The organism is Oligoflexus tunisiensis, assembly GCF_001748245.1.
GTDB classification, from domain to species: domain Bacteria; phylum Bdellovibrionota_B; class Oligoflexia; order Oligoflexales; family Oligoflexaceae; genus Oligoflexus; species Oligoflexus tunisiensis.
In genome coordinates this window covers 4,293,688-4,313,680 of the sequence record NZ_BDFO01000001.1, presented here as the reverse complement: position 1 = coordinate 4,313,680, position 19,993 = coordinate 4,293,688, and the positions used below count along the sequence as shown (strand labels likewise).

17 protein-coding genes are annotated in these 19,993 nt (G+C 56.2%); 12 read left to right on the top strand and 5 right to left on the bottom strand.

What is annotated here, in order from left to right:
* Nucleotides 1-36 precede the first annotated feature (36 nt).
* Nucleotides 37-702 (top strand): HAD family hydrolase, encoded by a 666-nt coding sequence (locus OLTU_RS17800; RefSeq protein ID WP_141734112.1) that lies wholly within the window; start codon nt 37-39, stop codon nt 700-702.
* 141 nt (nt 703-843) lie between these two features.
* Complete coding sequence (locus OLTU_RS17795; protein WP_141734111.1) at nt 844-2,097, top strand: hypothetical protein; 1,254 nt, start codon at nt 844-846, stop codon at nt 2,095-2,097.
* Nucleotides 2,098-2,139: 42 nt separating this feature from the next.
* On the opposite strand, the gene OLTU_RS17790 is transcribed toward OLTU_RS17795, so the two are convergent.
* Entirely contained in the window at nt 2,140-3,837 is a 1,698-nt protein-coding gene (locus OLTU_RS17790; protein ID WP_141734110.1) for an alkaline phosphatase family protein, read from the bottom strand.
* 193 nt (nt 3,838-4,030) lie between these two features.
* Here OLTU_RS17790 and OLTU_RS17785 point away from each other — a divergent pair, with 193 nt between their 5' ends.
* From OLTU_RS17785 to OLTU_RS17775, 3 genes are all read left to right on the top strand, one after another.
* Nucleotides 4,031-7,249 carry a PAS domain S-box protein gene (locus tag OLTU_RS17785; protein WP_141734109.1) on the top strand — a complete coding sequence of 1,073 codons (3,219 nt, stop codon included), beginning with the start codon at nt 4,031-4,033 and terminating at the stop codon, nt 7,247-7,249.
* 128 nt (nt 7,250-7,377) lie between these two features.
* Nucleotides 7,378-8,313 carry a C-type lectin-like domain-containing protein gene (locus tag OLTU_RS17780; protein ID WP_141734108.1) on the top strand — a complete coding sequence of 312 codons (936 nt, stop codon included), beginning with the start codon at nt 7,378-7,380 and terminating at the stop codon, nt 8,311-8,313.
* Between the two features lie 167 nt (nt 8,314-8,480).
* Nucleotides 8,481-9,374 (top strand): universal stress protein, encoded by an 894-nt coding sequence (locus tag OLTU_RS17775; protein ID WP_176736734.1) that lies wholly within the window; start codon nt 8,481-8,483, stop codon nt 9,372-9,374.
* Nucleotides 9,375-9,422: 48 nt separating this feature from the next.
* Here OLTU_RS17775 and OLTU_RS32930 read toward each other — a convergent pair whose 3' ends face one another.
* A complete protein-coding gene (locus tag OLTU_RS32930) occupies nt 9,423-9,554 on the bottom strand; it encodes a hypothetical protein (RefSeq protein ID WP_281181240.1) in 132 nt (43 codons plus the stop codon).
* Nucleotides 9,555-9,630: 76 nt separating this feature from the next.
* On the opposite strand from OLTU_RS32930, the gene OLTU_RS17770 reads away from it, so the two are divergent.
* The 4 genes from OLTU_RS17770 to OLTU_RS17755 all read left to right on the top strand — a co-directional run bounded on the left by OLTU_RS17770 (nt 9,631) and on the right by OLTU_RS17755 (nt 14,647).
* Complete coding sequence (locus tag OLTU_RS17770; protein ID WP_141734106.1) at nt 9,631-11,085, top strand: DUF2868 domain-containing protein; 1,455 nt, start codon at nt 9,631-9,633, stop codon at nt 11,083-11,085.
* On the top strand, nt 11,082-12,455 hold the full coding sequence (locus OLTU_RS17765) for a GTPase/DUF3482 domain-containing protein (RefSeq protein ID WP_141734105.1): 1,374 nt from the start codon (nt 11,082-11,084) through the stop codon (nt 12,453-12,455). The genes OLTU_RS17770 and OLTU_RS17765 overlap by 4 nt, the downstream gene beginning before the upstream one ends.
* 74 nt (nt 12,456-12,529) lie before the next feature.
* Entirely contained in the window at nt 12,530-13,615 is a 1,086-nt protein-coding gene (locus OLTU_RS17760) for an SMP-30/gluconolactonase/LRE family protein (RefSeq protein WP_141734104.1), read from the top strand.
* A gap of 129 nt (nt 13,616-13,744) precedes the next feature.
* On the top strand, nt 13,745-14,647 hold the full coding sequence (locus OLTU_RS17755; RefSeq protein ID WP_141734103.1) for a poly(ethylene terephthalate) hydrolase family protein: 903 nt from the start codon (nt 13,745-13,747) through the stop codon (nt 14,645-14,647).
* A 51-nt stretch (nt 14,648-14,698) separates the two neighbouring features.
* Here the strand turns inward: OLTU_RS17755 and OLTU_RS17750 are convergent, their stop codons facing one another.
* Together OLTU_RS17750 and OLTU_RS17745 are read right to left on the bottom strand one after the other, a co-directional pair.
* Nucleotides 14,699-15,115, bottom strand: coding sequence for a hypothetical protein (locus OLTU_RS17750; protein WP_141734102.1), 417 nt, complete (start codon nt 15,113-15,115; stop codon nt 14,699-14,701).
* The gene (locus tag OLTU_RS17745; RefSeq protein WP_141734101.1) at nt 15,112-15,849 is read right to left on the bottom strand and encodes a hypothetical protein; all 738 of its coding nucleotides are present in this window, start codon (nt 15,847-15,849) and stop codon (nt 15,112-15,114) included. The genes OLTU_RS17750 and OLTU_RS17745 overlap by 4 nt, the downstream gene beginning before the upstream one ends.
* Before the next feature lie 531 nt (nt 15,850-16,380).
* Between OLTU_RS17745 and OLTU_RS17740 the strand changes: the two genes are divergently transcribed.
* The 3 genes from OLTU_RS17740 (at nt 16,381) to OLTU_RS17730 (ending at nt 17,793) form a co-directional block, all read left to right on the top strand.
* Entirely contained in the window at nt 16,381-16,626 is a 246-nt protein-coding gene (locus tag OLTU_RS17740) for a hypothetical protein (protein ID WP_141734100.1), read from the top strand.
* 17 nt (nt 16,627-16,643) lie between these two features.
* Nucleotides 16,644-17,114, top strand: coding sequence for a hypothetical protein (locus OLTU_RS17735; protein ID WP_141734099.1), 471 nt, complete (start codon nt 16,644-16,646; stop codon nt 17,112-17,114).
* Between the two features lie 121 nt (nt 17,115-17,235).
* On the top strand, nt 17,236-17,793 hold the full coding sequence (locus OLTU_RS17730; protein WP_176736733.1) for a BON domain-containing protein: 558 nt from the start codon (nt 17,236-17,238) through the stop codon (nt 17,791-17,793).
* 35 nt (nt 17,794-17,828) lie between these two features.
* Here OLTU_RS17730 and OLTU_RS17725 read toward each other — a convergent pair whose 3' ends face one another.
* Complete coding sequence (locus OLTU_RS17725; protein ID WP_176736732.1) at nt 17,829-19,907, bottom strand: beta-propeller domain-containing protein; 2,079 nt, start codon at nt 19,905-19,907, stop codon at nt 17,829-17,831.
* Nucleotides 19,908-19,993: the final 86 nt, after the last annotated feature.

Sequence of the window (19,993 nt, the reverse complement as noted above, 5' to 3'; positions counted from 1 at the left end):
CTCTTTCGAGGCAGGGATGCCGCGAAAGGGGGTTGCATGAAAAATCATGCGCTTATATTTGACTGTGACGGTACCTTAATGGATTCCCTGGACGCCGCCGTGGAATCCTACCACTACGCCCTGCAGCAAATGGGTGAAAAACCGCGAACCATCGCTGAAATCAAGAGCCATTTTGGTTTGGCAGCCGACCGCGTTCTCCTGCATCTGCTCGGTGATGGCGCGCGTGCACGCGAAGCCTACATCTACTACAAAGAGTATCAGAAAAAAGTTGCACCCAGGACGCAGGTTTATCCCGGCATTCGCGAGCTGCTGGACCAGGCCCACGCCGCGGACGTGCCCATGGCCATTGTCACCGGACGCCATCGGGATGATCTGAATATTCTGCTCGAACCTCATGGTCTTTTGGATGATTTCCAGGCCATCGTCACTGACGATGAACTGGGCAGTCCCAAGCCGGATCCGGAAGGACTTCTGCGGGCCGCTTTTCAATTGGGCATCCCGCCCTCACACGTATGCTATGTCGGCGATTCACCGAGCGATATCCGAGCGGCGCGAGCGGCCGGAGCCATGGCCGTGGCCGCCCTGTGGAACGTGGACGTGGACCGCAGCATCATGAAGGACACGGAACCGGATGTCCTGGCCGAACACCCGGATGAGGTCTGGCGCGCGTTTCGACGATTCACGCGGCGTGGTGAGGCTTGACTCCAGAGGAAATTCTCCGATTTTTGGGCGAAGTGAAAGGGCGTGGTTCGCTCGGGCGAGTGCGTACATAGTTTACTTTAAGGAATTTTGATAAAGTTGAGAGAGTGGAATACCTGAAATGGTTAGTGAAAGGATTGGACTATGCTCTCTCCCTGGACGGTCGGGTTACTGGCCTTTGGTCTTCTCTTCGCGTGCAGCAAGAAGGAAGAATCCGATGATGAACAGAAGATTACGGTGCAACCTCAAATTCTGCGTTTTCCCTTATCTGAAACGGCTGGGTTGAAGAAAAATCCAGGGACACGGTTGATTGATCCGAGCGAGGACACCTCGCTGATGCAGAGCTTCACCCCGACGTCCATTCGGCTTTCCATCAAGGACATTTCCATTTCCAGCGGGGATCCCAACGATTGGAGTTCCCAGGGTTATAATATTTATAATTGTGAAGGTTCCACCAATGCCGACTGCATGGTCGAGGTCTCCAATCTTCAGGAATTCGAAGACGCTCTGAATGCGGCTCCGGTTGAATTGGCTCCCGACACCTACACCAAGGTCCGGGTCGGCATGTGTGCGGAAATCGGTGGCAAGCAGACGGTGGAAGTCACCGGATCGGCAACCCTGAATGGTGTCACCTACATCACGGATACCGCGGCTGGCATCGTCGCCGGTGCGGTTGCGGATGCCAAACCCGTGACGTTTGAATTCTCGGGCTGTGGGGTTCAAATCCCTCTGGCCCAGGCGATTACAGCGGAATTGACCGAAGAGCAAATCGCTGAGGCCGAGGCGGAAGACTGCACGGAGTGCGCGCCATCGGTTTCAGCCACTGTGGGTTTGCGCCTGCTGTTTGACTCCTACAATTTCGCCGCCATGGGGAATATGCTGAACAACGCCACCAAGGAGCTGGTTGCGTATGGTGCGGACGCTTTGGATGCGAAAGCTTTCAATCAGGCTGATGCGGATTGCAAAGGGGACAAGGCTGGGCTCTTTCTTTGCACGCAAAGGACCGCGCTTTATGCAACCGATGATCGCGCGCCCCAAATCAAGCGCTTTGCCATTGCGCTGAATGATGAAGCGAACGGCAGTCGTCCTCTCGTGGCCACACCGGATCCTACGGTTTACACCGGTCTGATGCTCCGCAGTGATGGTGTGCTGCTGGCGGCCTATACCCGGCGTTCCGTTAACGAAGGGGCGGCTTTCAATCTTCAGCTCAAAGGTGATGAAAACTTCTGGCTGATGGAAACGAACGCCGATGGTTCCTTTAAGCTGACGGAAGGGGCTGCGCCTGATCCAACCGTCAATCCAACCTACAGTGCCTTCAAGGCGGAAAACCACACCGGCGAGCGTTTGAAGTTGAACGGCATCGACCTCGTGCCTTATACCGCGACGCTGATTCCTTAAGGTATCGCGCTGCGCCTTCATGAGGCGCAGCTTTCAGGCCGTTCACTTCCGCACCTCACTCCGAAGAATCTCATGCAACACCCGACCTTCGCTCCCTGAGGGCGGCGTGGTGCCGGCAAAGAAAGCCAGCGTCGGTGCGATGTCGATGATCTCGGCTTTCTGACCGTAAACCCCAGGCTTGACCTGGGGGCCGGCGATGACGAGGGGGACCATCCGATCATACGAATAAGCGCTCATATGCTCGGCCGTGGACCCGGGCATCACATAATGCGGCTTCAGGATCATCAATACATCCCCGCTGCGACCCGCCGTGTAAGTCTGTGTGATCAGCTTCTGCAAAAGACCAGGAGGCAACGTGTTCTGCCGCACATCCTCCGCCGTGATCACATGCAGGATCGCCTCCCGCCCGTTGGCCTCCTCCTGAAAGAATTTCTTCAGCCTCTGCAGAACCGCGTCCCGCTCCAGTTTGTGCTGCCGGAGGACGGCCGGATTCAAAAAGAAATTGAAGTTGGACGAGTAGGCCAGCCAGGAACCATCCTGAGCCGCGCCGAAGGTTTTCACAAGAAAAGCCTCCGCCTGCTGCTGAAGACCCGCTTCATCCACGCGTCCGGCATCCATTTTTTGGGCCCGCAACCACTCGGCACTCGGCATACCGCCGTGGTCGCCGGTGAGCACGATCACGGTTTCATCGAGTCCCACCGTTTTTTGAACAGCCTGCAGGAGGCGCGCAATTTCCCGATCCTCGACCAGCATGAGTTCCTCCAGCTGACGACTGTTGGGGCCATAGCTGTGCGAGAGACCATCGTGACTCGAAAAACTCACAGCCAGCAGGTCAGTGGCCTGCCCGCGACCGAGCTTGAGGCTCTGCAAAGCCTTGACAGCAGCATCCACGGTCCAGACCGTTCCTTCCGGATAATTCACGGCCTGCGCATGGCGGCCCGATGTTCGATGCGGAAAATCACGGCCCATCGCTTCGGTGGTTTTGGATAGCGTCACATGCTCATTGCTCGTCCATGAGGTGCCGCTGCCAGCGCCCGCGGGCTTCGCCCAATGCAGCTGGTCCTTTTGGTTTTTGCGCAAGGAGGCATTCAGTTCCTGAACCCAGGTCGGCAACTCACCTTGCGGCAGATAATAACGGCTGGAAACCCAATGCTGCCCGTCACGATCAAACCAAAGAGCCAGGTCAGCCCGCGCGCCGCCGAGGAGAATAGCGGAGCGATCCTTCAGTGCAATTGTCACCACGCGAGTCGGATAACCCGAGTTTTTTAATTCATCGCCCAGGGTGCTGCCCCGCAGATTGCGTGGCGAGACGCCGCGAACCTGGGAAGGATCCGCCACACCCACCTGGAGACTGGCGGGATCCTCAACGCAGTAAATTTTTTTCCCGCTCGCGGCATCATACCAGATGTTAATCGGTATGCCGTGCTGATAGGCGTGGGCTCCCGTCAGGATCGTCGCATGGCCGGGACAGGTCATGTTTTGCAGAAGACCGAATTCCGCAAAAGGATAATAGGCCCCCCGCTCCGTCAGATACCGAAAACCCCCGGCTTCACCCCGGGCGCCCTGCGCTGGCAAAAGGCGGCTGTGAAAACGGGCCAGCTGATCGACGCGGAACTGATCCACCACCAGAGTGAGGATCAGTTTGGGTTTCTTTAAACGGGCGAGCTGGGCCCAGGCCGGGTTTGCCGTCAGCGCCAGGCAGATCAGGGAAAGCAAAAACAGAGGGATCAGACGAATCATCTCACGCGTTCCTTTTACAATCTGTAGAATCTGCGGAGCTTGCCATCAAACGCCTGGTCTTGTCGAGAGCTTCCGGGTCATTATGCCTAGCCCTGCCAGGTTGCCAAGTGCCGCAGAATTCGGATATTTTGTGACAGAATTTTAGCTGTTCGTTATACTCCGCCCCTGAATCATTCCGTTCCAGTGGGGTTCTATGGACAAGGTTGCCTGGCTTATCCTGCTCGCGATGGGGCTCGGCGCAAGCGTGCTGCTTGCGCAGGGGACGTCCATCCTTGCCGGACTTGTCATCCTTGCGTCTGGCGCCTGGCTGCTGCATGAACGACGCCTGCGCCTCAAGGTGGAAGAAAAAGAGCGCCTGCTGCGTGATACCTTTGAACAGGCTCAGGTGGGAATTGCTCATGTAAAAGAGGATGGACACTGGGTCCGTCTGAATCCTTATTTCTGCCGAATTCTCGGTTATACCCTTGAAGAGCTGGCCGGTCGTACCTTTCAGGAACTCACGCATCCCGATGATTTGAATGGCGACCTGGAGCTGGCGCGCAAGCTTTGGAGGAAGGAAATCCCAACCTATAGCCTGGAAAAACGCTACATCCGCAAGGATGGAAGCCAGGTATGGGTTTTGCTCTCGGTTTCCCTGTCACTTGCAAAGGATGGCACGCCTCAGTTTTATATCTCGACGGTCAAGAACATTTCCGCCCGCAAGCAGGCGGAAGCGGCCCTGACGGAGTCATCCCTGCAGCTGCGCCTTGCAACCGAAGCGGCCCAGCTTGGCATCTGGGAGTATGACGTCACCACCTGTGTCAACCGCGGCTGTGGCAGGCTCTGGGACCAATTGTGTTTGAAGCCGAATCTGCAGGATTACTCCGTTGCGGATTTATACGAGCTGGTACATCCCGATGATCGGATCGACGTGATGATGAAGTTCAGGGCTGCGGCCAACACCCAAAGCGATTATGTCTGCGAATACCGCATGCGCACCGGCACAGGCGATCTGGTTTGGCTGGAAGTCATGGGGAGTCCGGTTCGCGATGACAAGGGTCAACTCCAGCGCTTTGTTGGAGTCGCGCGTGACATCACCGACCGCAAGCTGGCTCAGCTTGATTTTCAACGCAGCGTGGATGTGTCGCCCGCCATCCTTTGGATTACGGAAAAGGATGGGGTCTGCACCTACCTCAGCCAGAAATGGTATGATCTGACCGGTCAGATGCGCAGCGAAGCTTTGGGTTTCGGCTGGTTGCAGGCCGTGCATGAAGAGGATCGGGACCACACGCGACAGGCCTTTCTCACGGCCAATGGCAACCGTAAATCCTTTTATGCCGAATATCGATTGCGGACCAGGTCGGGTGACTATCGCTGGGCCGTGGATGCGGGCAATCCGCGCTATGATAGCGACGGCAACTTCCTGGGTTTCGCGGGCACGATGTACGATATCCACGATCGAAAGCTGGCCCAAGCCCAGCTTGAGGAAACGGCTCAGCTCTTCAAGGTCCTGGCCAATTCCATTCCGCAAATGGCCTGGATGGCCCGGCCGACGGGCGAGATGTCCTGGTATAATGATCGATGGTTCACCTATACCGGCATGAAGCCGGAGGAGATCACCACGCAGGCCTGGAGGAACTGTCATCATCCCGATCATATGGAACGCGTGGTGAAAAAGTTTCAACAGTGTCTGGCCCGCGGTGAAATCTGGGAGGATACCTTTCCCCTGCGCAGCGCCTCTGGAGAATGGCGCTGGTTTTTATCAAGGGCCGTTCCCCTGGCCAATGAAACGGGCAAAATCGAACAGTGGTTTGGCACCAACACGGATATCACGGAACTCCGCGAATTTCAGCAGGCCCTGGTGGAATCGGAGGCCAGATTCCGCGATCTGGCGAACTCCATGCCGCAGCTGGTCTGGACCGCGGGACCGGACGGTCATGTCGATTACTATAATGATCGCGCCCAGGAATATGATGGCTTTATGCGAAGCCAGAGTGGGAACTGGGACTGGCAGCCCACCCTTCATCCGGACGATTTGCATCCCACCATCGAAACCTGGCGCGAGGCGGTCGCTCAGGAAAAAACCTACGTCTGCGAGCATCGCGTGCGCATGCAGGACGGCAGCTATTGCTGGCACCTGAGTCGAGCCAATCCTGTGAAACAGGCGGATGGCAAGGTCAAGAAATGGTACGGGACAGCCACCAATATTCATGAATACAAGCTTGCGCTGCAGGAACTGGCCAAGGCCAAGGAAACGGCGGAAGAAGCGAACAAGGCCAAGAGCCGCTTTCTGGCCAACATGAGCCATGAAATACGCTCGCCGATGAGTTCCGTGCTGGGCTATGCCGATCTGCTTTTGGAACGCGGTTTGCCGGAAGGGGACCGCATGGCTTATGCCACCAGCATCAAGGCGAGCGGGGGGCATCTTCTGGCCATCATCGATGATATTCTGGATCTTTCCGCAGTGGAATCCGGGGAATTCAAAATCGACCGTCATGCGTTTGCGGTGCTCGATCTGATCGCCGAAAGCGTGAATTCGATGGCTGTGCTGGCGCAAAGGAAAGGTCTCGACCTTCAGGTGAAGTTTGAATCGGCCGTGCCCGAGTACCTGGAATCCGATCCCTTGCGCTTGCGCCAGATTCTGCTGAATCTCCTGTCGAACGCGATCAAATTCACCGAACGGGGCCATATTCTGATCCGCCTTCGTTATCAGTATGAATTCCTGCACCTGGAAGTGGAGGACAGCGGACTCGGCATCGAGGCCGGCAAGGCTGATAAACTCTTCCGGGCCTTTTCCCAGGTGGATTCCGGCATCAGTCGGAAGTTTGGAGGCACGGGCCTTGGACTGCATCTGTCGCGGCGCTTGGCGCAGGCCTTGGAAGGGGATCTCCGGTTGAACTGGAGCGAACCGGGTCGCGGCTCCTCGTTCATGCTGAACGTGGCGGCACCGCATGCGGCAGGCACACCCTTCCTTTCCTCATTCCAGGATGCTCTTCGGCAGTCCGCCCGCACCAGTTCCCTGGCGCCAACGGCGGGAGAGTACACGGTGCTGCTGGCTGAGGATTCGCCGGACAATCAGATTCTGATCAAAATCTTTCTGAAAAAACTCGGGGCCCGGGTGGATGTCGCCGTCAACGGTGAGGAAGCCATTCAGCTCGCCACGAAGAGAAGTTACGATATCATTCTGATGGACATGATGATGCCGATTATGGATGGTCTGGAAGCCACGCGGCGCCTGCGGGCTCTGGGCTATCGCAAACCCATCGTGGCTCTGACCGCCCACGCGCTGAAAGAGGAAGTGGAAAAAACGATCGCGGCCGGCTGCGATCTCCATCTCTCCAAGCCCATTCAAATGGATGTCCTGCGCCGGACACTGGATCGCGTGTTGAATCAGCGTCCTTCCGATCCCGCCTGGGAAGCGGGCCTGCATTAAAGTGCGTCTCAAGGCACGGATTTCAAAGTCAGGTTGCCGATATCTAACGAAAGACCTGCGTGATTCCGATAGTTCCTGAGAACAAAATCGCACTGGGGCATACTATGTTTCTTACGTGGAATCTTACCATGCTTCCTCTCGTCGTGGCTCTTTGGGCCTGCAATGCCAATCCCGCGTTGGATCGGGCACCGGATAGTACGGAAGGGCAGCCCCCCCCAGCTGAAATCCGCGACTTTGCACCGACGGCGGATTCGATCGCGACTCCCGCAGAAACACCGGCCACCATCACCGAGAGTGAAGAGGATGCCGTGGCGCTGGAACCAATAGCCATCGGCGGCGCATTTCTTGCCTGTCGTTATCCTGACAATCAAAAACAAGGTGAAGCCGCCTATCGCATGGATTGTACGCTGACACCGGAAGAACCGATCACCGTCACGAGCGTGAGTGCCTCCTTTCGCAAAATCGATGGGCAGGGCCAGTCCTATAATCTAACCGTGACCAGCCAGAACATGGCGGAATTGAGCTGGGTGCTGTCCGAAACACCCGACACACTTTTCTATCGTATCGTCGAAGCCACCATCAGTGTGAACGGCAGCGCGCCCACAGTCTTCCGCGCCGAACTCAACAGCACGATGACCATGCAGCGCGTGGCCACCTACTGGCTCGGCGGAGAACCCAACAACGAACTGGGACCGAATGGTGAGGATGAAGACTGCGCGGAATACGAAAATCTCGCCGGCAAAAACAATCATGCCAGCGTCACCGGTCTGTCGAGCGGTCCTCTGGGACGCTTCAATGATACGATCTGCACGCTGACGGATCGCAATTTCCTTTGCAAGAATATCACCGATCGCGTGCGCCCCAAATGGGCGGTCAGCGCGGGTCAGGGACCGTTCTCAGCCAATGTCAACGCCTGCCCGCAAGGCTATCGCTTTGCGTTGCCGATGAGCGAGGCGGAGATGATGGAAGTCAATACGCTGATCGATCAACGCCCCGGGCTTTTGAAAATGTGGGTGCCGCTCTCGGACGCCGTCAAGGAAGGTGATTTCCGCATCAGCTTTTAAGGAACCGTCCGAATTGCCCTTTGCGACGGCATTACGACACGTGCCGTCCCGCTCGCCTCTTCTTCGCTTCTGACAAAGATTTTACTCCACAATTGCGATTTGTCTTTCCCCGCAGAATCAATCTGAATATGTCTGGAGAGAGAACCTTCGAGGGAAAGGATGCAAGAATGAAAGCTGTCGTCGGAATCGATGTCACCCAGGAATCTCTGCATGCGGTCGGACTCCTCGGACACCTGGGGTTCACCGCCCCCCAGTTGCAGCTCGTCCATGTAATCGAACGCCTGTCGCCCGAGGAATGGGCCAACCGGCCTCGCAACGCCAACGATCTTCTGACCCAGTTTCTTCACATGCAGGAAAAGGAGGGACAGGAATGGCTGGACAAGGCAGCCGCATTGGCCCGGGAATATCAGCTTCCTGCCGAGACATCCATGAAATATGGCAACACGGTGGCCAATCAATTGCTGGAGACGGCGCAAGAATACCAGGCTGATCTGGTGGCCATCGGGTCCCGTGATGAAAGTGCCCTCGGAAAATTGCTCATCGGTTCCGTGGGTCGCAAGCTGGCCACCAATTCCCCGCTGAGCCTTTGCATCTGTCGTCATGATATGCCAACCAGCGTTCAAACGATTGATGCTGTTTTTGCAACCGATCATTCCGAATATGCGTCCCGCTGTGTGGATACGCTGGTGCAACTGGCGCCACGCGGGATCCGTCGGCTCACCTTGATGACCGCTTATCCCAAGCAGATGGTGAAGACGCTGCGCAATTTCCAGCCGCATGTGCCGGCGGATGTTTCCAAGTGGATTGAAGTGCATCTGGAACAGGAAAACAGCAGGATTCGCGATCGTCTGAGCCCTCTGGGCTGCGATATTCAGAGCCGGATCATGATCAGTGATCCGGATGAGGCGATCGACGCCACGATGCGGCAAACGGGTTCCCAGCTCCTGATCATGGGTGCCCAGGGCCGTGGTTTTCTGGAGCGTTTGACGACGGGCAGTCATACCTTCCGTCAGGCCGTGACCGGCAAGCATTCCCTTCTGATTCTGCGCGCGCCGCACTGAGTCCTGGGGTCCTGATCCCGTCTCCTGGAGGAGGTGGGATCAGACGGCTTAAAAGGACTTCCGGTCTTCTTCAGACAGCGTATCCTTCACAAAAGCACCAGTCTTGTGAAAATCCCGGGCCCGGCGACCGTCGTGATGGTCGTGGCTGTGGCGATCGTCTTTTTCTGCCCGTTGGGCCATGTTTTGAGATATAAAGATTTAATGAAAAGCTGGCATCATAAGTGCATGGAATCGCATGGTATTTTGAGGAGGAGGCATGGCAGGTCAACCGGAAAGGTCGTTTACGCTGGCGGATTTAATCGACTACGAGCTGCAGCTGGCGCTCGACAGTCGGGCCCGTCCTGAGGACCTTGCGCAGCGGGATAAGGGACTTCAGCTGGATGCTGCGGTCCTGAGGCAGGGCAAGGCGGCCGCTCTCAAAACCTGGCTCGTGAAGATGCGCGGTCCTTATGGGGAACGCTTTCTTCAGCTGCGTCAGCTCGTGAATCTTGGCCTTGTCACGGTGGGAGCTCTGCTCGGCTGGGGAACCGTGCGAGGGCTTTTGACCTATGATGGACATCATCCGGTGAATGTTCTGCCGTTTCTTTCCCTCTTTGTGCTGGTGCCGCTGCTTTTTCTTCTCGTTCTATTTGCAAAAGGGCTTCTGGCGCAGCTGTTCGGAAAATTGCCGGGGGGCTGGGTCACGTCTTCGAGTCTTTGGATACTGTCCCGCGTGATGAAGAAGAATCAGGCCGACCTGCCGGTGCTCGATGTCTGGCATCGTTTAAAAGCGCTGCATCCGCGGGTTTTTGCGTGGCAGGCCTGGATACTCTCGCAGAGTTTTGCGCTCGCTTTTTATCTGACCGCGCTGATCTCCTTTCTCTTTTATGTAACGGTCCATGACTATGCTTTTGCCTGGCAGACCACTCTGCGCCTGGGACCTGACGCTTTGGGAAATCTCGTCCGCGGCGTCGCCTGGCCCTTTGCCTGGCTGGGGCCTCCCCTGGTGCCGGACCAGGCGCTGATTCAAGCCACCCAGTATGATCGTTTTGCGGCGCGATATCTCAGCAGCGCCGGCCAGCAGCTGGCTGCGGACTGGTGGCCCTTTCTTGCGATGCTGATGGTGAGCTATGGGGTGCTGCCGCGTCTTCTTCTGCTGATTTATTTCAAGGTCCGCTTGAATCGTCATCTGCATCGCATGGCCTTTGATGATTTCGCCAGCGAGGAAGTCTGGCTGCGTTTGCAAGGTCATGGCCTTGGCTGGGAGGCCGCTCCGGGCACGAAGGAACTGGTCGCTCCGGCTGAAGCGGAGCCTTTGCGCGCGCGAAAGGATCAGCCGCTGATGGTGGTGCGGTGGCGGCAGGCTCCATTTCCGGATGATCAGCTGCGCAGCTATTTTGAGGAACGTGGTTATGTGGTGCAATCCATTCGGAACGCCGAGGGGCGGGACAGTGAACTTCAGGGTATCCTCGAAGCCTTGAAAGAAGGGCAGGCCCTGGCCCTGGTCTGCGATCCCTGGGAATTGCCCGGGGAAGCCTTCAATCGCTTGCGACTCGCTGTGCGGGAACGTCTGCCGACGCGGACGCCGATCTTCCTGGTGCCGCTGCAGCAGGGAAACGAAGCGGGCGGGATTCATGTGGCTCGGGAGGATCGGCCTCTGTGGGAGGCCAGTCTGAAGACCTTCCGTGATCCTTATATCGGGCTTTTGCATGAAGGGAAAGGAGCGCCATGAAATTCGCTGTGGTTGGACGTTCGAATAAAGGCAAGTCGAGTATCGTGGCCACGCTGGTGGAAAACGATGAAATTCTGATCGCGCCCACACCGCGAACGACTCAGATCAGTCAGGAGTTCGCTCTGAAAGTTGGCGAGCGCACGCTCTTCAGCCTGATCGATACACCCGGCTTCGAGGAAGCGCCGGCGGCCCTCGAATGGTTGAAACAGGAACCGGTGCCCGCTCATCAGCGGCGCCAGCGGGTGCAGGCGTTCTATGATACCTTTCAGGGTTCGCCGCGCTTCACCTTTGAATGCGAACTTCTGAAACCGATTTTGGAAGGCGCCGCGATCCTTTACGTGGTGGATGCCAGTCATCCCTATCGTCCCAACTTCGAGGCCGAGTTTGAAATTCTGCAGTGGACCGGCGAACCCTCGCTGGCCCTGCTGAATCAAACCGGAGATGGACGCTATGTTGCCGACTGGCAGGCCGCGCTCGGGCAGTACTTTCGTAAAACTCTGATTTTCAATGCGCACACCGCGCGCTTTGAAGAGCGCATGCGCATTCTGGAGGAACTCCGTTTTCTGTCCGATGCCGCGCGACCGATCCTCGATGAGGCCATGGAACTTTTGAAGACGCAGCATCAATCCCGGCTGCGCGCCGCATCCTTTATTCTGGCTGAATTTATCTGTGAGGCCATCCTCTACCGCAAAAAAGTGCCGGTCAAGGATGAGTCCGGTGTCAGCGAGCAGGACAAGGAACGTCTTCTGCAGGAATTTCAGGATCACATCCGCAAAATGGAACGCGAAAGTCGGCGGGCGCTGGCGCAGGTTTTTCAATTCAAGGGACTGGACAGTGAGGAGGCCGAGCTGAATCCCAAGGCGCAGCCTGATGATCTTTTTGGGCGGGAAACCTGGGAGTTTCTCGGCCTCTCCCGCGGGGAACTGATCATCACCGGAACCGCCGCGGGGGCTCTGGCGGGCGGGACCATTGATGCCTCGGTGGGCGGCGCCTCCTTTATGGTGGGCACCGGAGTCGGGGCCATGCTGGGCAGCCTGGGAACGGGATACCTGGCATTCTCCGATCCGCAGTTGGCTGGATTTAAACTCGCGCGCCGGATGCTTACGATTGGGCCGCTGAAAAGCCCCAACTTTCCGTGGATTCTGCTCGATCGAGGGCTGCTCTTCATGATCAGCATTCTGAATCGCACGCATGCGCAGCGGGGACGCCTTTTGGTTGATGAAAAACACGGTGGACCCACAGCGCGACTCTCCAAAACGGATAAGCGCATGATCGCCTGGGTGTTTCAGAAAGTGCGATGGATGGGTCGCACGGAAGGTTCCACCAGCCGCCTCGCCACTGAAATCCGCAAAGCCATGGAGCAGCTCTAAATCCGGCGAGAGTCCTTGACTTGCAGCGGCAGGGGTTCTAAGAATTCCTGCATACACATCGTGGAGGACTCTGCATGAAATCCGCTTGCCAACCGATACTTCTCGTTTTGGCCCTGACTTTGGGCATAGTGTCTCTTCGCGCGCACGCGCAGAAAATCGATCCCGTCCCGTTTCATCCGCAAAAGGCCCCAGGCCTGGTCGGTTCCTATGAACCCAATGAATACCTGTTCACTGCAGAAAGACTGGGCGCCGGGCAATTGCAGGGGCCTGAGGATATCGCCATCGACGCCGATGGATTTATCTACACCGGCACAGCGGATGGGACGATCAAGAAAATCTCCCGTTCCGGTGAAGTCAGCACCTATGCGCGCACCGGCGGACATCCTCTGGGTCTGGATTTCGATGCGGCCGGCAATCTTTTGGTGGCGGAACCGTACTCTGGACTTTTGATTGTCAACACCCAGGGTGTGATGACGCCACTTGTCACGCAATTCGAGGGCGAAAAGCTTGGACTCCTGGATGATGTGAAGGTGGCTCGCGACGGCAGCATTTATTTTACCGAAGCCAGCCGCAAGTATCGTCTGGATCAATATCAGCTCGATTTTCTGGAGGGAAGGCCGAACGGACGTCTCTTCCGCTATGATCCCCTCACGGCCACAACCGAAGTGATCATGGATGAGCTTTATTTTGCCAACGGCATCGCGTTATCGGCCGAGCAGGATTTTCTGTTGGTGGCGGAAACCTCGCGCTATCGCATCACCCGTTACTGGCTGAGTGGCCCTCGCACGGGAGAACGGGAAATCTTCCTCGACAATCTTCCTGGACTGCCGGATACGATGTCATCCAATGGGGAAGGAACCTTCTGGGTGGCCTTTTTCTCGGTTCGCGATCGCCTGATCGATGGGGTGCAGCCGTATCCCTGGTTGAAAGGTCTCCTGGCCAGGCTTCCGACGGAATTTCTGCCGAAGCCCAAAGCCTATAGTCTGGTGGCGGCTTATGATGAAAACGGCGAGGTGCTGGTGTCACTGCATGATCCCAGCGGAAAGAATTTGGGTAATATCACGTCGGTGGAGGAGCATGACGGCGAACTTTATATGGGAACTTTGACCGGAGATGCCATCGGCATTGCGCCCCTCAAAGAGCCGGAAGCCATTCTATAAAAGCTTTTCCCGCCCCTCAGTACCCGGGTGTTTTTCATTTTTGTGAATGTGTCCGGGCCAGCATCCTGACTAGATTCAATCCCAGCCCATGCATCCATAAAATCTAAAAATTTCTGAGGGGGATTTCTTATGCGAATCGGGAAAGTCTTATGGCTGACATTCGGAATCACGGCCTGTGGCGCAGCTCATGTGGACGAGGTGTCCGTGCCGCGAGCGGCCCATCACGCGGCCACCTGGGAGGAGCGCTGGACGGTCCAGGACCCCGGCAAGGTGGGGCCCTATGGAGTGCTATCCTATAAACCCCAGGTCAGTACGTCGGGCTATAAATCGGCGATCGTGTATTATCCCGAGGATGATGCCGGTGTCATGCTACCCGCACTCACCCTGTCCGGTGGTTTTACCAACACCAAGGAGCAGATGTCCTGGCTTGGTTTGCATCTCGCGAGCCACGGGATAGTGACGATCGTTTTTACACCCACCAGCAATATGGTCGGCAATGCGCAGATCTGGGCGAATGGTCATAAGGCCTCGCTGGAAACTCTGGTGAAGGAAAACAGTCTCACGTCCAGCCCCTTGTATGGACGCATTCACCTGCAGGGCATGGGGGTTTCGGGCTATTCCTATGGCGGCGCCGGAGCCATCCTGGCTGCAAATCAGGCGCCGGACCTCGTGGCGGCTGCGATTCCGCTCTTCGCCTATCAACCGTCGCGCCCCACCACAGCGATACCTTATCTTTTCCTCACCGGCACGGCCGATGGGGTCGCCTCGCCGACGGCCATCCTGAATGTCTTCAAAAATACCAGCACTGGGGAACCCAAAGCGTTTGCGCGATTCAAAGGAGTGACGCATTTCGATATCATGAATGGAGGACGCGCGCACGAAACCATGGCCCGCTATGTCACGGCCTGGGGTCTGCGTTTCCTGGGCGGAAATGGCGATTACGGAACGTATCTGAATGGCGACATTGCGAAGAAGAACGCCCTGGATACTTCCATGTTTGCGAGTGCGGCTGACTATATTTATGAGGAATAGGCTGGTTCTGCCTGGGAAAACAGCGGCCCCTAAGGGCCGCCCTAATAACGTTTATGGCCGCGTTCCCGCGCGAATAAGGAGTCGTCTGTCGACGAGCAACAGGGTTCCATTTTGCTGGCCATCCAGCACGCGATAGGATCGCGTGACACCTTCCCGATTGATGACATTAACGGGATGTTCCTTGGTTTCCAATTTCTGGAAATCCTCCGCTGCGATCGGCAGCGCATCGTCCGCAGGTGAGCCTTTGGTCAGTAGAATGGCCGGTACCAGAGACTTGTCGATGCCCAAACCATAGGTTTGTTCATCCCACACGAAAAGCGCCGCGCGACCGGGTTGTGTTTCGAGCATTTGCTCCAGCATTTTCTTGCTGGGAGGGCCGCCGCCACCGGCGAGGCCACCCGCCAGGACAACCGATGTCATGGACAGTGCAGGAATGATTATCGAGCCAAGTATCGGAACTATTTTCATGATGGACCCTTCTCCCCAACGATGCCACAGGCAAGGTTAAAAATCATCAAATCCGGCCCGCGATAGTCCGGGTTTTCAAGGATGGAACAGAGTTCGTGCGATGCCTGGGCGATGGTGTTGTAGGCTTTACGCAAGCCTTCCTTGTTCACCCCACGGTGAAAACTCCGCATCAGAGAGCCGGCATCGGCAAGATCGATCATATCCACGTGAAGATGCGCCATCCTTTTGATGAGGGTGTCCGGAGCGTTGGCCACAACGCTGAGAGTGCCTTGGAACGTCCCGTCGGCGCCGAGTTTGAGAGCCTGCTTGGCCAGAAGTTCATCGAGGGTTTTTAAACCGCTCCGACCATACTCCAGACCAATCTTCTCCCGATTGACTCCGGGCGTTTCCGAGGCGAACAGGTAAACCTGGTAGCGCAGCTCCGATGAAAGAAGAAACTCCAAAGCTTCCATTCGATCGTCCAGATCCTGCTGTGTAAAGCCGGAATCCGTGAGGTCACGAACTTCTTCTGGGAAGTACTCCTCCAGAATCTGCTTGAACCGATCGGGTTCAACAAAGCGGGCAATGCGTCGCGCATCGAAGAATGACAACGAACGCAGGTCACCAGATTCAAGCCGGTAAAGCTTCTGATAATCCACATTCGTTTGCTTCGATAGCCAGCGAATGCTCTCACCACTCTGGCTTAACACAGCTTTCACCCGCTCACGCAGGTGAACGCAGACTGGATGCACCATCGACCACTCCTAGGTTTTTCCATCATGACTTTTGCATTCACGATAGTGGGGGGTCTTCAGGATGTCAACATTCTCTCGCTCACCGTGAAGAATAAAGCATCGTCACACGCTTAGGTTGCGGCATACACCAGGATTTTTAAAATTAAAAATTGCACAGGTCGACGGGCCGGTCACGAATGCCAGGATTTTAAATTTCATAACGGCGCAAACTCATATGGGTTGCTTCTTCCCCGGTAAAAACCGCCATTTCCCCTGGTTTTTATCTTTCAAAATTAAAAAATTTTTGGGGCTATGCATCAGAACAACTTGCTCACATATGGCAGGCACTGTTATTCCAAAATTATTCGTTTGATGAAGGAGCAAAGTTTTCCGCATCGGAAGACGCAATCCTGAACGTGTTTTTGCTGATTTCCGGTTAAACCACTTCTCGGGTCGCGGGCTGCTGCTCGCGATCCAATTTCACCTGAAGACCAAGTGAATTGAGTTGCACAGCTGCAAAACAGGATGTTTTGCATTGAGGAGGTTTTTGTCATGAGTGTCAAAGCATTGCTCAAACAGTTATCCAAGGAAGGATTTTCCATCGTCCGCACGGCGAATGGATACAAGGTCATGCGCAACCAACTGCTGGGTTCCTTCAGCGCCGTGAACGGGCGTCCGGTGAATCTTTACACCATCAATTCACGTATTCCCAGCGAATACTGCGAGGGTTATCAACCCGGCACCTACCATTATAGCTGCACCCGTTTTATCGCAGCTCTCAAACAACAAGCTGTTTGAGAAGGGAGACGGGCCCTATGTTGTTGGATTCAAGAAGGCCTCGGCTTTTTGCTGTGCCCAAGGAAGGGCCGGCGGTAAAAGTCCTGTGGAAATCCGAATTTTCTGACCAGCGCCTTGCACCCTGCGACCTTTACGAGAGAGCTTTGGATATTGAAGCGGCCGACCATCTGCCCATCTCCTTTCGGAAAGAGGACGACGGCACATTTATCGCCGCCATTTATCAAAAGACGGACGATCCGGACGAGGAGCCCAAAGTTCTTTACCTGATCCTTGACCTGAGCCACGAGCAAAAACTTTGCCTGGAAGATTTTTCGATCTTCGTACGGCAATCACGGTCGATGATCAAAACGGTTCGCATGCGTTCCTTTCACTCCATCTCGAAAGTTCGCATCTGGAGGACGCTGAGCCATTCCACAGGCTGGGAATGCCTCAATACCTCGGAGATGGATGTGATCGATGCCCTGCACTCACGGGCGAAGATTTCCTAGTTTTATAATTCAGGCTGCAGTCAGGACGCGACAGCGTCCACTCGACGCGTATTCTCCTGTTGTGTCTGGATCAGAGATTGCAAGGTCGGCCGAAGGACAAATTTTACCAAGGAGGCAAGCTATGAAATTGCTATCAGTGTTAACATCGGCCGGCATTGGAGCCGCTCTCGTGTATTTATTCGATCCGGACAGCGGCAATCGCCGGCGCGCTCTCATACGCGAGCGGGCCAACCGTACCGTGCATGACGCACAGAGATTTCTTGATGTCGCCAGCCGCGATCTTCAGAATCGCTCGAGGGGTGTCGTGGAAGGAATGCGCTCCCGCCTGGTGGGGCAGACTGTGGATGATGATCGCCTGGTGCGCCGCGTCGCCGCTCGATTGGGCCATCATATGTCCCGGGCCAAGGCCGTTGGCATAACCGCTGAAAACGGCGTCGTGACTCTGCAGGGACCGGTCCTTAGCTCCGAAGTCGACAGTGTGGTGCGGGCGATCAGCCGTGTTCCAGGCGTGAAAGAGCTGCGGAATGAACTTCAGGTGCATGAAAGCCCGGATACTCCTGAAATGCATAAGACCCAGCGCAAACGCTGGACCCCCGGCCGCCGTTTGGCTGTTGGTTCCGCGGGATTGATTCTGGCTGCTTCCACGCGTTCCCTGATGCGAGGACGGCGTCGCGCGTGAGGATCAGACGGACGCGTGGCGTCCGCCTTCTTTATTCAGTAGATCGATGTGTGACACGAGGCTTCCTGATGGGGAAAACTGAGAGCCACAGTGGGTTCACTCCACTGTCCCGTTCGGTAAGCCTTCAGACCCCAGCGCGAGAGCGTGATGATCTGGTCACCCAGACGATAGACGCGGTTGATATCCAGCGAGGGCCGGGTATCCTGCCACCAGCGCCAGTCATCCAGTTCCTTGCGGCAGACCTCAGCCACCCACTCGACATGCGTGAAGCGGGCTTCCTCGACCATGCTGGGACCGTCCAGCTTCAGCATGATGGCTCCGCTGAAGTCGCGCTCCGTGCCCCATTCTCCGACGCTGCGCAGAGCGATAACCGGAATGCCGACCAGACCGGACTGCGAATCAAAGAAGAAGGCTTTGGGATCGGTGGCCACTTCGGAACTCGAACCGCGGACGCCATAGACGAGCGGCGCCTGCAGCTCATTGATTTCGGTTGGGTCAGCAATGCCAAAGAGCGAAATTTTTATCCCTTGAAACAGCGCGAAATCCCCTTGATCGACCGTATCAAAACCCACCCCGATCAAGCGTCCATCCCCCAGCGGATGCATATAGGTGGAAAAGCCTGGGATCTTGAGTTCACTGAGGAGGCGTGGATGTTCGGGATCACGCAAGTCGAAGGCGAAGAGCGGGTCGGTTTTTTCAAAGGTGACGATGTATGCATAGTCGCCGATGTAGCGAACCGAGCGGATATCCTCCTTGGGCGCGAAATTTTCAATTGAGGCGCGTTTCACGAGCTGCCTCTTGCCATCCGGTGCCACAATAAAAAGATGATTCAGGGCCGGCTCTCCGCCCCAGCCACCCAAAAATCCGGTGGTGGTCGCAATCGCCAGGTAACGGCCTTCCTTCAGCTCACGAATCGACCAACGATCCTTGATGCGACCCGAAACCTGGCCGGCCGATCGCGGTTGAAGAAAGCCATTTTCCAGACTGACCTGCTGGATGCGCAGACGTTCGTCCTGGGCCGTGGCCGGTATCGTGTCGACGATGTCGCCTTTGCCCCACCAGACGGGAGTGAACCACTGCACCTGCTGCTTCAGGACATAGAGATTGCGGGTTGTCACATAAAGCTCATCAGCGGAACCGATCATGCCGAGCGCCTCGGGGAGTTGGCCGCTCACCAGAGCCTTTTCATCCCGAATATTGATCAAATAAGTTTTGCTCAACTGCAGATCCCAGTCGCGCACCGGGCGGCGAATGTAACGTTCACAGGCAACGCCCTGGATCATGCCGTCGCGAATCGGCGGCAGGATGCGGCGGTACAATTGATCGCGCATTTCATAAAGCCGACGCCGCTTTTCGGCATTCGGAAACCAGGACTCCTCTTGAAATTCCCGCACCGGCACCGGAACCCGCAGATCAGGAATCGCATCGCGGACCATGAGCAGCAGCTGATCCCCGAGCAGACGGCTGGTGAAAAAGCTGCCGAGGTAGCGTTGTTCCGCCAGGAGCACCGGGAAATCCTTGGGTGACGTTGAGTAGACGCGCACAATTGTAAGGTCCTGGCCGGGTTTCGTGTTCACCTGGCCGAGAACGATCAAACGTCCGGCGGCTGTCAGCAGTTGGGTTTGGGTTAAACCGGGAAGATAAAGACTGCCCATGGAACGGAATGAGGCGCGGTCGAGGATCTGGACATGCTCGTCCGAACTCAGAGCAAAGATTTGATTGTCACCGACACGGAAACGATCCGCTTCATCCACACCTTTTTCCTGGACGTTGGTGGCACCTTCCACGCCGGCATCCTCGGCCGCCTCGGCCGTCGGCTGCGCACCTTCCTCGCCCTTGCCTGCACCCCAAATGGGATTGTCGATACCGATCGCTGCCGAGATCCAGGCTTTATCCTGCAGCCACATCTCATCAAAGCTGGCCTTGAGATCCGCTCGCAGCGCGGCACAACTCGGATAAAAGCTGACACCGGTGAATTCCTGAGGCTTTTGTTTCAGGGCTTTTTCCAGTGCCTCCTGCGCGGATTCCGCTGCACTCGTATTTCCATGCAGCAGGAGGGGCGCGCAAAACAGCAGATACACACTTAATCGCATGATTCGATTTGCATATCGCATAAGAAAGCTCCTTGGTTCCATTCAATTGTTCATGACGTTTCTTCAAGCGTTGTCATACGCTTCCTGCAGAATGATTCAATGAAGAT